We start from the raw sequence: 13,789 nt of genomic DNA, 5'->3' as shown, positions 1-13,789 counted from the left end.
GGGGTGCGCACCGTGGTGCGCGCCCCTCCCGGGGCCGGTCAGGACGGCGTCGCCGTCGGAACCGTGGGACCTGTCGGCATCGACGGCACCGCGGGAGCGGTCGGAGCCGCCGGCACCGTCGCGTCGGAGCCCTGGCCGGGCCTGGAGCGACGGGCGGCCCCGACGTGGTGGAAGAGCAGGTTGAGCAGGACGGCCACCACGCAGCCGGCCGATATCCCCGAGTGCAGCAGGGTCCGGGCGGCCTCCGGGAAGGAGTCGTAGAACGTCGGCGCGGCGATCGGGACGATGCCGACCCCGAGCGAGACGGACACCAGGATGGTGTTCGAGCCGGACTCCATGCCGGCCTCCGCGAGGGTGCGGATGCCGCTGGCCGCGACCGTGCCGAAGAGCACGATCCCGGCGCCGCCGAGGACGGGCTGCGGCACGAGGGAGACGACCGAGCCCAGCACGGGGAACAGCCCCAGCAGGACCAGGATGCCTCCGCCGGCCGCGACCACGAAGCGGCTGCGGATCTTCGTCAGCGCCACCAGCCCGATGTTCTGGGCGAAGGCGCTGGCGGCGAAGCCGTTGAAGACGGGGCTGAGCGCGGTGGCCAGGCCGTCGGCCCGCAGGCCGGCGGCGAGGGTGGGTTCGTCCGCCTCGCGGTCGACGATCCTGCCGAGGGCGAGCATGTCGGCGGTGGACTCGGTCATCGCGACCACCATGACGATGCACATCGAGACGATCGCGGCGGCGTCGAACACGGGCGCGCCGAAGTGGAACGGGGAGGGGAGCGAGAAGACCTTCGCGTCCTTGACCGCGCCGAAGTCGGCGAGCCCCAGCGGGAAGGCGATCAGGGTGCCGAACGCCAGGCCGATGAGCAGGGACAGCTGCTGCCAGAACCCGCGCAGCAGCCGGTTGCAGAGCACCACCGCGACGAGGGTGATCGCGGCGAGGCCGACGGCCCGCATGGAGCCGTACCCGGGGGCGCCCGGCGAACCGCCGCGCGCCCAGTTGACCGCCACCGGGAGCAGGGACACCCCGATGAGGGTGATCACGGTGCCCTGGACGACCGGGGGGAAGAACCGGATGAGCTTGCAGAAGTACGGTGCCGCGAGGAAGCACAGGAGCCCCGCGACGATCACCGCTCCGAAGATCACCGGGAGGGCCTCCTTCGGTCCTCCCGTCTTCTCGATGGAGCCCTTGGCGATGGCGATCATGGGCGCGACCCCCGCGAAGGAGACGCCGTTCACGAACGGCAGCCGCGCGCCGATCTTCCAGATGCCGAGGGTCTGGAGGAGGGTGGCCAGTCCGGCGGTGAACAGGCTGGCCGAGATGAGCAGGGCGAGTTCGGCGGGGGAGAGCCCGACGCCGGCGCCGACGATGAGCGGGGGTGCGACGACCCCCGCGTACATCGCGGCGACGTGCTGGAGTCCGGTGGAGAACAGCTTCACCGGGGGCAGCAACTCGTCCACGGGATGGGTTCCGGGCCGGGGCGGTTTGCCGGTGCGGTGCGCCGGCGTGCCGTCCGTGCCGTCCGGGTCCTGCGTTCTCTCCGGGGTGGAACCGCCGTCTGTACTGGTGGTGTTGCTGGGTGCCATGTCGAGCCCCTCTTGTGCCCGTGGCTCCCGGCGCGCCCGTGGCGCTGGAGTGCGGCTGGTGCTGGTGCTGGTACGACCGGGGGCGGGACGGCGGTGCAAGGATCCCTCGGCCGGGCTCTCCAGTGCCCCGGGCCGGCCGCCGCGAGGCAGACACGAACTCCGGTGGGTGGGGGTGGAGGTGGAGAAGAACTACTGGTGCGGGTGGTGCCTGGTGATGGGGCCGGTGGGGCGGCCCGCCCGAACGTCCGGCCCGTGGGGACCGGGGGATGCGGCGATTCCGGGCGGCGTCCACCTGAGGGTGGTGAGGGTGGGGGAGGTCAGGCGACCGGGATGACCGGGACGACGCCCTCGCGGTGCACGGTGCCCTCGATCAGGCCGTACATGCGGTCCGCGGCGAAGTAGACCTCGTTCTCGTTCTTGAGGCCGAACGGCTCCAGGTCGACCAGGAAGTGGTGCTTGTTCGGCAGTTCGAGGCGGACCTCGTCCACCTCGGCGCGGTTGTTGAGGACCCGGGTGCCCATCGCGTGCAGGGTCTGCTGCAGCGAGTAGGAGTAGGTCTCGGCGAACGCCTCCAGCAGGTGCCGCTTCACGTGGGTGTAGGAGCGGTTCCAGTTGGGCTGGGCCTCGCCGTCCCGGCCGCTGTAGCCGAACTTCCAGCGGGCGGTGACCTGGGTGGCGAGGATGCGGTCGTACGCTTCCTGGAGGGTGGTGTAGCCGTCCTTGATGTAGCCCCAGAACTCCGAGTTGGTGGAGTTCATGACGACCAGGTCCTTCAGGCCGGATATGACCTGGACGGACTCCCCGTCGTAGACGATCTCGCTGGTGCGGACCTCCTGGCCGTTGCGGACGAAGGAGTGGCCGACCTCCTCCGAGCCGATGAAGCGGGCCGAGCTGTCCGGCGTCCGGATCCGGTCCCAGGAGTACTCCTCGATCCGGATCCGGGCGCTGTGCACGACGCCGCGCTCGGTGTCGTCGACGAAGTGGCGGGCCAGGAGGATGCCGAACGCCTCGGCCGACTCGATGCCGTGCTCCTTGGCGAAGGCGTAGACGGTGTTCTTGGTGGTGTCGGTGGGAAGGCAGTTGGCGTTGGACCCGGTGAGGTGGACGTCCTCGAACTCGCCGCGGAGCGAGACCGAGACGTTCAGGTCCTTGATCTCGTGCCGGGTGGAGTCGCGGTGGATCCGGACGATGCGGTTCTCCGCCTTGCCGTACTGGTTCTGACCGAGCACGTGGGCCATGACGTGGCTCCTAAGCTTTCCAGGTCGGTCCACTAGCTTCCGCGGTAGACCGAGTATCCGAACGGGTTGAGCAGCAACGGCACGTGGTAGTGGTGCTGTTCGGGCGCGACCGTGAAGACGATCGAGACCTCGGGGAAGAACGGCGGCTCGGCGGACGTGGACGCGGAGTACGCGCCGGTGTCGAAGAGCAGCCGGACGACCGAGCCCGCCTCCACGGCCGGCAGGTCCTTGACCCGGCCGTCGGAGTCCGTGGCGGAGGTGCCGAGCACCTGCCAGCCACCCTCGGTGTGCAGTGCGAGCTCGACCGGGACGCCTTCGGCCGGTCGGCCGAGGCTGGTGTCGAGCACGTGGGTGGAGATGCCAGTCATGGGTGAAGTGACCTTACTGATGGCAGAAATGATGGTGCGTCAGCATCAGTGGATGCCGGAAGTTTCTGGCAAGGAGGATGGGAGAGAGTGCGATATGACGGAGCGTCAGAAAGCGTCGAGCAGACGGTCGAGCCGGATGTCGTTGATCTTGCGCAGCTCCCCGCGGACGATCTCCGCCTCGGTGGCGGCGTCGTTGGGGTGGCGTTCGCGCAGGGCGGCGAGCATGCCGACCGCGGTGCGGCCGGTCGCGCAGATCAGGAACACGTGGCCGAACTTGGCCTCGTAGGCGGCGTTGGCCTCGTGCAGCGCGTCGAGGACCGCCTGGTCCACGCCCTGGATGCCGGCCTGTTCGCGCTCGGAGACGGCGTCGCCGGCCGTCGGCCTGCCGATCCGGGCGTGGCCGGCCATCGCGTCGCGCAGGTCCTCGGTCGTCAGTGACGCCATGGCCGCCGCGTTGGCGGCGAGCAGGGTGTCGCGGTCGGACCAGGGCCGGGCCGCGGCGACCGCGGCGGCCCAGCGGGGGCTGGAGCAGACCTCCAGCAGGATCCCTTCCAGTGCCGCGGCATCGGTCGCGGCCAGGACGTCAAGGGTGTGGGGGTGGTTGGTCACGGGTGGACCTCCTGAAGAGTGGTGCCACCCGGAAAAGCTAGATCGGCCCCACCCGGCCGTCAACACTTTGTTGAACGGTTGGTGGTTACGTTTTGAACCGGGCCCCGATGCCGGGCCCTTTCGTGTGCGATTCGCCAAGTGTGCCCCGCCGCAGGCCGATCCGGTCCTGTCGTGTCGGCGGGGTCACCCGTTCGGAAGCCCCCGGGGCGGGGGCGCGCACACGCCCCGGAGGGCGTCGAGCCGGAGTGTCAGGACGACTTCGCGCCGTCCTGGCGGTTCAGGTAGTTGTACACGGTGAAACGGCTGACGCCCAGGGCGGAGGCGACGGTCTCCACGCCGTGGCGGACGGTGAAGGCGCCGCGCTCCTCCAGCAGGGCGACCACCCGCTGCTTCTCCAGGCGGTCGAGCTCGGCCAGCGGGCGGCCGTCGAACTGCCGGGTCATCTCGGCGAGCAGCCGGTCCAACGCGCTGCTCAGGTGCGGCAGTCGGACGGCCAGGGCCGGGGTGCCCTCCCACTCCAGGACCACGTCGTCGGGCTTCGCCTCGTCCAGCGGGACGTGCGTCGCGCCGACCGCGGCCAGCAGCGGCTTCACCGCCGCGGCGAGCGGGTGTTCCACGTTCTCGGTCACGGCGTACCGTCCTCCTCGCCCAGCACGCTGACCTGGACCGAGATCCGGGTCGCCCCGGCGTCCAGGGTCTCCTTGAGCAGCTTGGTCACCGCGGCGAGGACCTGCTCGGCCCCGCCCTCGGCACCGGTGCCGAAGGGGCCGACCGAGACGTCCAGGCCGGCGTCGTCGACCACCCGGCGAGCCGCCGCGGCGTGCTCCGGGAACGTGTCCAGTTCGAACGGTTCTGTCGTGAACTCCACCATCAATCGCACGGGGTCACTGTAGCGAGCGGGGGTGCGGGCGGGCAGGGGTCGGGGGATCGAACGGTCCGGCCCCCGCGGACGGCGCGCCGCCGGTGTGGCCTCGGGGTGCCCTCGGGGCTGCCCCGGTGTGCCCTCGGGGTACCCGGCAGGGCCCCTCGGGACTGCTTCAACAAAATGTTGCGACTCCCTTGACACCCGCTCGGCGGGCCGGAGATGCTTCCACCACACAGAATCCCTCTTCCGGATCGTGGAAGTTGCGGATGAAGGAAGAGAGATGAGAGGTGAGCGACGTGACGGCGGCTGCCAAGCACGGCTTCACGGTCAACCTGTCGATCCTGTTCGGCGAACTGCCGCTCCTGGAGCGCCCCGCCGCGGCCGCCGCGGCCGGCTTCACCGCCGCCGAACTGTGGTGGCCCTTCGGCGCGGAGCACGACCCCTCGCAGGCCGAACTGGACGCGCTGCGCAAGGCGTTCACCGACGCCGGCGTGCGGCTCACCGGCCTCAACCTCCTGGACGACCTGAGCAAGGGCGCCCGCGGAACCGTCTCGGTGCCCGCCGAGCGGGACCGCTTCCGCGCCAACCTCCCGGTCGCCGCCGAACTCGCCGCCTCGCTCGGCGCCACCGCGCTCAACGCGCTGTACGGCAACCGGGTCGAGGGCGTCGACCCGGCCGAGCAGGACGCGCTCGCACTGGAGAACCTGGTGCTCGCCGCGCGGGCCGCGCACGGGATCGGCGCCGTCCTGCTGATCGAGGCCCTGAACAGGGCCGAGTCGCCGGACTACCCGCTGGTCTCGGCCGCCGCCGCGGTCGAGGTGGTCGACCGGGTTAACGCCGCCACCGGCCTGGGGAACGCCAGGTTCCTCTGCGACCTGTACCACCTGGCCAGGAACGGCGAGGACCTGGCGGCGGTCATCGACACCCACGCCGACCGCATCGGCCACGTGCAGATCGCCGACACCCCGGGCCGCAACGAGCCCGGCACCGGCGAGCTGGACTTCGAGGACCTGTTCGCCCGGCTCACGGCCGCGGGCTACGCGGGCTCCATCGGTCTGGAGTACCGCCCCTCCGGAGGCGTCAGCGCCGACAGCTTCGGGTGGCTGCCGCGCGAGCTGCGCGCCGCCCAGTAGCGGAGCCGCCCAGCCGCGCACCGCCGAGCAGTGCCCGGTTCGAGCGGCGGGCAGCGCACCGCCGACCCACCCGACCTCCCACCCGCACACGTAAGGAACTCGACGCGATGAGCCGCAAGATCGCCTTCATCGGCCTCGGCATCATGGGCAGCCCGATGGCCGCCAACCTGGTCAAGGCCGGCCACCACGTCACCGGCTTCAACCTCACCCGGCCGCCGATCGACGCCCTGGTCGCGGTCGGCGGCCACGGCGCCGGCAGCATCGCGGAGGCGGTCGGGGACGCCGAGGTGGTCATCACCATGGTCCCGGCCGACCCGCAGGTCGAGCAGGTCGTCCTGGGGGAGGGCGGCGTGCTGGAGAACGCCAGGCCCGGCACCCTGGTGATCGACATGTCCTCGATCACCCCGCAGACCTCGATCAGGGTCGAGGCCGCCGCCAGGGAGAAGGGCGTCCGGACCCTGGACGCCCCGGTCTCCGGCGGCGAGGCCGGCGCCGTCGAGGCCGTCCTGTCGATCATGGTCGGCGGTGCGGCCGAGGACTTCGCCGAGGCCAGGCCGCTGTTCGACGCGCTGGGCACCACGGTCGTCCACGTCGGCCCGGCCGGCGCCGGCCAGACCGTCAAGGCCGCCAACCAGCTGATCGTCGCGGTCAACATCCAGGTGCTCGCCGAGGCCGTGGTGTTCCTGGAGAACGCCGGCGTCGACCTCGCGGCCGCGCTGGACGTGCTCGGCGGCGGCCTGGCCGGCTCCACCGTGCTCAACCGCAAGCGGGCGAACATGCTGAACCGCGAGTTCGCCCCCGGCTTCCGGATCGACCTGCACCACAAGGACATGGGCATCGTCACCGACGCCGCCCGCGCCGTGGGCGCCGCGCTGCCGGTCGGCGCCGTGGTGGCCCAGCTGGTCGCCTCCGCCCGGGCCAACGGCGACGGCTCGCTCGACCACTCGGCGCTGCTGCGCGGCGTCGAGCGGCTCTCCGGGCGCGAGGTCGCGTGACCGCCGGGGGCTCCCGCGCGGAGCCCCCGGCCCCGAACTCCTCCTGGTGGCGTGTACCTATCCGGTCGTGCCCGCGCCGCCAGGAGGCCGGACCCGACCGGCGTGCGGGCCGGGGCTCATCCGCCCGCCCGTCGGTCGATCCAGGCCGGTGACGCGTACGTCCCCCTGGGGGCACTTCGGTCGTGCCTGGTACGCGTCGCCAGGCTCCCTCCCCGCCGCGGGGAGCTCCTCGTACGTCGGAAGCGGGACGAGGGGGACGGCGGGGAGGGGGCGCACCTTCCCGGAGCGGGCCGGCCCGACCGCTCCGGCCACCGTGGCCGCCCCCCCGGCCTCCCCGGCCTCCCCGGCCGAGGCGCTGGCCACCCGGAGCACCCGGGCCCATGCTGGACGCACGTCAGCCGGACGCACGTCCCGGAACCACCGCCAGACCCGTACGGAAGCGAGGAGCGCGCCATGCCCCCCACCCCCCACCAGGGCCATGTGGTCGTCGCCCCCGACAAGTTCAAGGGCAGCCTGGAGGGTGCCGAGGCGGCGGCCCGGATCGCGGCCGGCATCCGGCGCGCCGCGCCCGGCACCGAGGTGCGCGAACTGCCCGTCGCCGACGGCGGCGAGGGCACCCTGGCCGCCGCGCTCGCGGCCGGCTTCAGCCGGGTCCCGGCCAAGGTGGCCGGCCCGACCGGCCTGCCGGTGGACGCCGCGCTGGCCGTCCGGGACGACACCGCCGTGGTCGAGCTGGCGCAGGCCTCCGGCCTCGCCCGGCTGCCCGGCGGCCGCACCGCCCCGCTCGCGGCCGGGTCCTACGGAGTCGGCCAGTTGATCGCCAAGGCGGTCTCGCTCGGCGCCAAGCGGATCGTGCTGGGCCTCGGCGGCAGCGCCTGTACGGACGGCGGTGCCGGCATGGTGCAGGCGCTCGGGGCACGGCTGCGCGATGCCGGCGGGGCCGAACTGCCGCCCGGCGGTGCCGCGTTGCGCCGGCTCGCGGAGATCGACCCCGGCCCGCTGGCCGAGGTGCTGGGCGGGGTCGAGGTCGTGGTGGCCTGTGACGTGGACAACCCGCTGCTCGGGCCGCGCGGCGCCGCCGCCGTCTACGGCCCACAGAAGGGCGCCGACGGCGGGGACCTGGTGGTGCTGGAGGCGGGGCTGACCCGGTTCGCCGACCTGGTCGCCGAGGCCACCGGGCGGGACGTCCGGGAGGCGCCCGGTGCCGGCGCCGCGGGCGGGGTGGGCTTCGCCGCCCTGGCCCTGCTCGGCGCGACCATGCGCCCCGGCATCGAGCTGCTGCTCGACCTGCTGGGCTTCGACGGGGCCGTGCGCGGGGCACGCCTCGTCGTGACCGGGGAGGGGTGTCTGGACGCCCAGACGCTCCACGGCAAGGCCCCGGCCGGAGTCGCCGCGGCGGCCGCCCGGGCGGGGGTCCGGGTGGCCGCGGTGGCGGGCCGGCTGGAGCTCTCCGAGCCCGAGTGGCGGGCCGCCGGCTTCACCGCCGCGATCGCCCTGACCGACCTGGCCGAGCGGCCGGGGGAGAGCATGACCAGGGCCGCCGAGCTGGCCGAACTCGCGGGGGAGCGGCTGGCCGAGGAGCTCCTGTCGCACTGAACCCCGGTGCGTGCGCGACCTTCCCGCGCGGTGATCCCTCGGACGTTCCTCCATTGACGTTTTGTTGAAGGCGGGCCTAGGCTCCCGGCAATCCCTCGCCTCCCCCGTGTTCCGACACCCTCGACTCCCAGGTTCCGGAGGTCCCCCATGCCTTTCAGCCAGCCGACGGTGATCCGCTCCCGGCGGGCGGTCCTGCCCGACGGCGAGCGCCCCGCGGACGTGCTGATCCAGGACGGGAGGATCGCCCGGACGGCCCCGCACGGCTCGCTCGCGGCCCGCGAGGGCGAGCTCGTCGACCTCGGCGACACCGCCCTGCTGCCCGGCCTGGTCGACACCCACGTGCACGTCAACGAGCCCGGCCGCACCGAGTGGGAGGGCTTCGCCACCGCCACCCGGGCCGCCGCGGCCGGCGGCGTCACCACGGTCGTCGACATGCCGCTCAACTCGATCCCGCCCACCACCACGGTGGCGGGGCTGGCGCTCAAGCGGAAGGCCGCCGACGGCCAGGCCTGGGTGGACCTCGGCTTCTGGGGCGGAGCCGTCCCCGGCAACGTGGCCGACCTCGAACCGCTGCACCAGGCAGGGGTGTTCGGCTTCAAGAGCTTCCTCGCCCCCTCCGGGGTGGACGAGTTCCCGCACGTCGAGGCCGCCGACCTGGAGGCGGCGCTGGCCGAGCAGGCCAGGATCGGGGCGTTGGCGATCATCCACGCCGAGGACCCGGCCGTGCTCGCCGCCGCCCCGCAGCAACCCGGCGTCCACTACCGGGACTTCCTGGCCTCCCGGCCCGCCGACGCGGAGACCGCGGCCGTCGCCCGGCTGCTCGACGCGGCCCGGCGCACCGGTGCCCGGGTGCACGTCCTGCACGTCTCCTCGGCCGCGGTGCTGCCGCTGCTGCGGCAGGCCCGCGAGGACGGCGTACGGGTGACCGCCGAGACCTGTCCGCACTACCTGACCCTCGCGGCCGAGCAGGTGCCGGACGGCGACACCGCCTTCAAGTGCTGTCCGCCGATCCGCGACGAGTCCAACCGGGACGCGCTCTGGGAGGCCCTGGGCCGCGGCGAGTTCATCGCCGTCGTCTCCGACCACTCGCCGTCCACCCCCGACCTCAAGCTGCTGCCCGAGTGCGGCGGCAGCGGCGACTTCGCGGCCGCCTGGGGCGGGATCGCCTCGCTCCAGCTGGGCCTGCCGGCCGTCTGGACCGAGGCCCGCCGCCGCGGCCACACCCTGGCCGACGTGGTGCGCTGGATGTCCGCCGGACCGGCCGAGCTGGTCGGCCTGAGCGGCACCAAGGGCGCCATCGCCGCCGGCCACGACGCGGACCTGGTCGCCTTCGACCCGGACGGCGGGTTCGCCGTCCGCGCGAGCGGGCTGCACCACCGCAACCCGGTGACCCCGTACGCGGGCCGGACCCTCACCGGCGCGGTGCGCGCCACCTGGCTGCGCGGCCGCGAGGTGGACCCGGCGGCCCGCCCCTTCGGCCGGCAGCTCGCCCGGCCGCAGGCCGACCCCACCCGCTTCACCACCGCCACCCCCATCCCGTCCGAACGCGCCTAAAGGAGAGTCAGTGACCACTGCCGACACCCCGAGTGCTCCCTTCACCGAGCTGGTCGACCTGGCCTCCCGACTGCTCGGGGCGGGCGTCGTCGCCACCAACGAGGACACCTTCGCGGACGCCGAGAACCTGCTGGTCGCCAAGCCGGCCGAGTTCCGCCCGCACACCTTCGGCCACAAGGGCCAGATCATGGACGGCTGGGAGTCCAAGCGCCGCCGCGGCGTCTCCGCCGACCAGCCGCACCCCACCGACGAGGACCACGACTGGGCGATCGTCCGGCTCGGTGCCGCCGGGGTGGTCCGCGGCGTGATCGTGGACACCGCCCACTTCACGGGCAACTACCCGGAGACGGCCTCGGTCGAGGCCGCGTCCGTCCCCGGCCACCCCTCGCCCGAGGAGCTCCAGGACGCCGAGTGGACCACGATCGTGCCGCGCACCGCGCTCGACGGCGACACCGCCCACGAGTTCGCCGTCGCGGACGGCACCCGCTACACCCACGTACGGCTGAACATCTTCCCGGACGGCGGGGTCGCCCGGCTGCGGGTGCACGGCGAGGTGCTGCCCGATCCGCGCGAACTGGACGGCCTCACCTTCGACCTGGCCGCCCAGGAGTACGGCGGCGTGGCCGAGGCGGCCTCCGACCGCTACTTCTCCTCCCCGCACAACCTGAACGCTCCCGGCCGCGCCTCCGTCATGGGCGACGGTTGGGAGACCCGGCGTCGGCGCGACAAGGCCAACGACTGGGTGCAGATCGCCCTGGCCGGGGGCGGTGAGGTCCTGGCCGCCGAAGTGGACACCTCCTACTTCGTCGCCAATGCCCCCGGCTGGGCCGACCTGATCGGCTTCGACGCCTCGACCGGGGCCGACCCGGCCGACGGCGAGTGGTTCGAACTCCTGCCCCGCACCCGGCTCCAGCCCGACACCCGGCACCGCTTCCGGCTCGCCGCCGGCCGCCCGGTGACCCACGTGCGCATCAACGTCCACCCGGACGGCGGCCTCGCCCGCCTCCGGCTCACCGGCCGCCTCACCGGGGCCGGCCGCGCGGCCCTCGCGCTGCGCTGGTTCAACGCCCTCCCGGCCGCCGAGGCCGTCGCGGCCCTCGCCGGGGCCGGTCTCACCGCCGACGAGGCCGCCGCGCTGACCGCCGCCCGCCCGGTGGCCGACCCGGCCGCGGCCGCGACCGTCGTCCGGAGCCTGCTCGGAAACTGACGACCCGTCGGATCCGCTCGTCGGGAACCCCAGGGAACCTTTTCCGGCGAACGGATCTGACGATCCGTCACTTCACTCTCCACGCACCGCGCTTATCGACACCTGAAGGACCCTCCATGCCCAAGATCCTGACCACGGAGTCCGGCGCCCCGGTCGCCGACAACCAGAACTCGGCCTCGGCCGGCGAGTGCGGTCCGCTGCTGATCCAGGACCAGCACCTGCTGGAGAAGCTGGCCCGGTTCAACCGCGAGCGCATCCCGGAGCGCGTGGTGCACGCCCGAGGCTCCGGCGCGTACGGCTACTTCGAGGTCACCGACGAGGTCGCGCGGTACACCCGGGCGGGCTTCCTCTCCGAGGTCGGCAAGCGCACCGAGGTCTTCCTGCGCTTCTCCACCGTGGCCGGCAACCTGGGCGCCAGCGACGCGGTGCGCGACCCGCGCGGCTTCGCGCTCAAGTTCTATACCGAGGAGGGCAATTACGACCTCGTCGGCAACAACACCCCGGTGTTCTTCATCAAGGACCCGATCAAGTTCCCCGACTTCATCCACTCGCAGAAGCGCGACCCGTACACCGGCGTGCAGGAGGCGGACAACGTCTGGGACTTCTGGGCCCACTCGCCGGCCTCGACCCACCAGATCACCTGGCTGTTCGGCGACCGGGGCATCCCGGCCTCGTACCGCCACATGAACGGCTACGGCTCGCACACCTACCAGTGGGTCAACGCCGACGGCGACGCCTACTGGGTGAAGTACCACTTCAAGACCAACCAGGGCATCCGCTGCCTGGACGGCGACCAGGCCGCCGAGGTGGTCGGCGGCGACGCCGACTCGCACCAGCGCGACCTCCACCAGGCCATCGAGCGCGGGGTGTTCCCGTCCTGGACCCTCTACGTCCAGCTGATGCCGGTCGCCGAGGCCGCGGACTACCGCTTCAACCCCTTCGACCTCACCAAGGTGTGGCCGCACGCCGACTACCCGCTGGTCAAGGTCGGCCGCCTGGTGCTCAACCGGAACCCGGAGAACGTCTTCGCCGAGGTCGAGCAGGCCGCGTTCTCGCCGAACAACTTCGTGCCCGGCATCGGCCCGTCCCCGGACAAGATGCTCCAGGGCCGCCTGTTCGCCTACGCGGACGCCCAGCGCTACCGCCTCGGCGTCAACCACACCCAGCTGCCGGTGAACGCCCCGCGCGCCACCGAGGCCGCCAACTACGGCCGGGACGGCCAGATGGCCGCCAACAGCGCCGGCCGCGGCAGGAACTACGAGCCCAACTCGTACGACGGTCCGGCCCAGACCGGCGACGCGACGGCCGCGCCGGTCAAGGTGAGCGGCCACACCGGCACCTACACCACCCCGGCGCACACCAAGGACGACGACTTCTTCCAGGCCGGCGAGCTGTACCGGCTGATGTCGGACGGCGAGAAGAGCCGCCTGGTCGGCAACATCGCGGGCTTCCTGGCGCAGGTCTCGCGCGACGACGTGGTGGAGCGGAACCTCGCCCACTTCCACGCCGCCGACGAGGAGTACGGCGCCCGACTGGCCGCCGCCGTCGCCAAGTTGCGCGCGGGCGACGAGGGCTGACCCGCCCGCACCGTCCGCACCACCCTCCGCACCGCCACCCTCGTGGCCGCCGGGCCCGTACCCGGCGGCCGCGGAACGGGCCCCTCCTCCCGGGCAGTGGGGGAGGGGCCCGTCGCGTCCGCCCAGGTCGGCCGGTGGGCCTGCACGGATTGTCCACGGATATGCACGGACGGCAGTCGTCGGAGCCGCCGGGTCGATAGGCTGGTGTGCGCCCGCGGTCGCTCCGTGGGGGGACATCGGAAGGGGACGACATGTCGACACCAGCCCCGGGTCGTCACGCCGCGCTTGACCAGGGTCCGACGGGCCCGTTCACCTCCCTGCAGCACGCCCTCAGACTGCTGGAGGCGGTCGACCGCCACTCCGACGGAGCCACCCTGGTGGCCCTCGCCCGGGAGACCTCGCTCGGGCTGCCGACCGTGCGCCGGCTCGCCGAGATCCTGGAGGTCGAGGGCTACCTCCAGTGCCAGGACGGCGGTTGGCTGCTGGGCGGCACCTTCGCCCTGCTCGGCCAGCACAACCGGGAGCAGCTGGTGAAGGCCCGGCTCAACCGCAAGCTCGCCGAACTCCGGGACGAGTTGGGCGCCGCCGTGTACTTCACCCGGTACCACGACGGGGAGTTGTCGGTGGAGGCGGTCTCGGCCGCCGACTACGCCCCGGCCGTGCAGGAGTGGGTGGACTTCCGGGCCACCGCGCACGCCAGTGCGATCGGCAAGTGCCTGCTCGGCCAGCTGGACGCGGACGCCCGGCGCGACCACCTCTCCCGGCACCCGGTCGCCCGCCTCACCTCCCGCACCGTCGTCGACGCCGACCAGCTGATGCACCGGCTGGAGCGGCAGCCGGCCACGGTGCCGGTGCTGGACATCCAGGAGTACGCGCTGGGCACGGTGTGCGCGGCCGTGCCGATCACGGCGGGCAGCACGGTCGGCTGCCTGGCCACCTCGATGCCGGCGGACAACATCCACAAGCTGAAGGCCGCCGCCGAGCTGCTGGCGGCCCGGGCGGCGCCGCTGATGCTGGCGATGGCGGTCTGACGGCGGGGCGGCCGTCGCGCGCGTGACGTCGGGGAG

The 13,789-nt window shown here is 73.1% G+C and carries 13 protein-coding genes; 7 read left to right on the top strand and 6 right to left on the bottom strand.

What is annotated here, in order from left to right; all coding sequences use genetic code 11:
* Window positions 1-38 precede the first annotated feature (38 nt).
* The 6 genes from ACFU7Z_RS23800 to ACFU7Z_RS23775 form a co-directional block, all read right to left on the bottom strand.
* A complete protein-coding gene (locus ACFU7Z_RS23800) occupies window positions 39-1,580 on the bottom strand; it encodes a nucleobase:cation symporter-2 family protein (RefSeq protein ID WP_380779479.1) in 1,542 nt (513 codons plus the stop codon).
* Between the two features lie 317 nt (window positions 1,581-1,897).
* Complete coding sequence (pucL, locus tag ACFU7Z_RS23795) at window positions 1,898-2,818, bottom strand: factor-independent urate hydroxylase (protein WP_074004302.1); 921 nt, start codon at window positions 2,816-2,818, stop codon at window positions 1,898-1,900.
* A gap of 32 nt (window positions 2,819-2,850) precedes the next feature.
* Window positions 2,851-3,186, bottom strand: a complete 336-nt coding sequence (uraH, locus tag ACFU7Z_RS23790) for a hydroxyisourate hydrolase (protein WP_049653752.1) — start codon at window positions 3,184-3,186, stop codon at window positions 2,851-2,853.
* A 105-nt stretch (window positions 3,187-3,291) separates the two neighbouring features.
* A complete protein-coding gene (uraD, locus tag ACFU7Z_RS23785; protein WP_380779477.1) occupies window positions 3,292-3,795 on the bottom strand; it encodes a 2-oxo-4-hydroxy-4-carboxy-5-ureidoimidazoline decarboxylase in 504 nt (167 codons plus the stop codon).
* Window positions 3,796-4,043: 248 nt separating this feature from the next.
* Window positions 4,044-4,424 carry a helix-turn-helix domain-containing protein gene (locus ACFU7Z_RS23780; protein ID WP_049653753.1) on the bottom strand — a complete coding sequence of 127 codons (381 nt, stop codon included), beginning with the start codon at window positions 4,422-4,424 and terminating at the stop codon, window positions 4,044-4,046.
* Window positions 4,421-4,675 (bottom strand): thiamine-binding protein, encoded by a 255-nt coding sequence (locus tag ACFU7Z_RS23775; RefSeq protein WP_063780213.1) that lies wholly within the window; start codon window positions 4,673-4,675, stop codon window positions 4,421-4,423. The genes ACFU7Z_RS23780 and ACFU7Z_RS23775 overlap by 4 nt, the downstream gene beginning before the upstream one ends.
* A gap of 272 nt (window positions 4,676-4,947) precedes the next feature.
* Here ACFU7Z_RS23775 and ACFU7Z_RS23770 point away from each other — a divergent pair, with 272 nt between their 5' ends.
* From ACFU7Z_RS23770 to ACFU7Z_RS23740, 7 genes are all read left to right on the top strand, one after another.
* Entirely contained in the window at window positions 4,948-5,793 is an 846-nt protein-coding gene (locus ACFU7Z_RS23770; protein WP_117492631.1) for a TIM barrel protein, read from the top strand.
* Window positions 5,794-5,900: 107 nt separating this feature from the next.
* Window positions 5,901-6,788 carry a 2-hydroxy-3-oxopropionate reductase gene (locus ACFU7Z_RS23765; RefSeq protein ID WP_380779474.1) on the top strand — a complete coding sequence of 296 codons (888 nt, stop codon included), beginning with the start codon at window positions 5,901-5,903 and terminating at the stop codon, window positions 6,786-6,788.
* Window positions 6,789-7,241: 453 nt separating this feature from the next.
* Window positions 7,242-8,384 carry a glycerate kinase gene (locus ACFU7Z_RS23760; protein ID WP_380738581.1) on the top strand — a complete coding sequence of 381 codons (1,143 nt, stop codon included), beginning with the start codon at window positions 7,242-7,244 and terminating at the stop codon, window positions 8,382-8,384.
* Between the two features lie 147 nt (window positions 8,385-8,531).
* Window positions 8,532-9,938: an allantoinase AllB gene (gene allB / locus ACFU7Z_RS23755; protein WP_380779472.1), complete on the top strand. Its 1,407-nt coding sequence runs from the start codon at window positions 8,532-8,534 to the stop codon at window positions 9,936-9,938.
* Between the two features lie 10 nt (window positions 9,939-9,948).
* A complete protein-coding gene (alc, locus tag ACFU7Z_RS23750; RefSeq protein ID WP_380779470.1) occupies window positions 9,949-11,145 on the top strand; it encodes an allantoicase in 1,197 nt (398 codons plus the stop codon).
* A 116-nt stretch (window positions 11,146-11,261) separates the two neighbouring features.
* Window positions 11,262-12,722: a catalase gene (locus tag ACFU7Z_RS23745; RefSeq protein ID WP_380779468.1), complete on the top strand. Its 1,461-nt coding sequence runs from the start codon at window positions 11,262-11,264 to the stop codon at window positions 12,720-12,722.
* Between the two features lie 251 nt (window positions 12,723-12,973).
* Window positions 12,974-13,753, top strand: a complete 780-nt coding sequence (locus ACFU7Z_RS23740) for an IclR family transcriptional regulator (RefSeq protein ID WP_074004310.1) — start codon at window positions 12,974-12,976, stop codon at window positions 13,751-13,753.
* Window positions 13,754-13,789: the final 36 nt, after the last annotated feature.

The sequence above is a fragment of the Kitasatospora sp. NPDC057518 genome (assembly GCF_042802075.1).
In the GTDB taxonomy this organism is placed as follows: Bacteria; Actinomycetota; Actinomycetes; order Streptomycetales; family Streptomycetaceae; genus Kitasatospora.
This window is presented reverse-complemented; position numbering and strand designations above follow the sequence as displayed.

Bases quoted from the DNA above. Each gene is read 5' to 3' on its own strand.
- ACFU7Z_RS23800 (WP_380779479.1), bottom strand. From the start codon at position 1,580: ATGGCACCCAGCAACACCACCAGTACAGACGGCGGTTCCACCCCGGAG.
- pucL (WP_074004302.1), bottom strand. From the start codon at position 2,818: ATGGCCCACGTGCTCGGTCAGAACCAGTACGGCAAGGCGGAGAACCGC.
- uraH (WP_049653752.1), bottom strand. From the start codon at position 3,186: ATGACTGGCATCTCCACCCACGTGCTCGACACCAGCCTCGGCCGACCG.
- ACFU7Z_RS23765 (WP_380779474.1), top strand. From the start codon at position 5,901: ATGAGCCGCAAGATCGCCTTCATCGGCCTCGGCATCATGGGCAGCCCG.
- ACFU7Z_RS23760 (WP_380738581.1), top strand. From the start codon at position 7,242: ATGCCCCCCACCCCCCACCAGGGCCATGTGGTCGTCGCCCCCGACAAG.
- allB (WP_380779472.1), top strand. From the start codon at position 8,532: ATGCCTTTCAGCCAGCCGACGGTGATCCGCTCCCGGCGGGCGGTCCTG.
- ACFU7Z_RS23745 (WP_380779468.1), top strand. From the start codon at position 11,262: ATGCCCAAGATCCTGACCACGGAGTCCGGCGCCCCGGTCGCCGACAAC.
- ACFU7Z_RS23740 (WP_074004310.1), top strand. From the start codon at position 12,974: ATGTCGACACCAGCCCCGGGTCGTCACGCCGCGCTTGACCAGGGTCCG.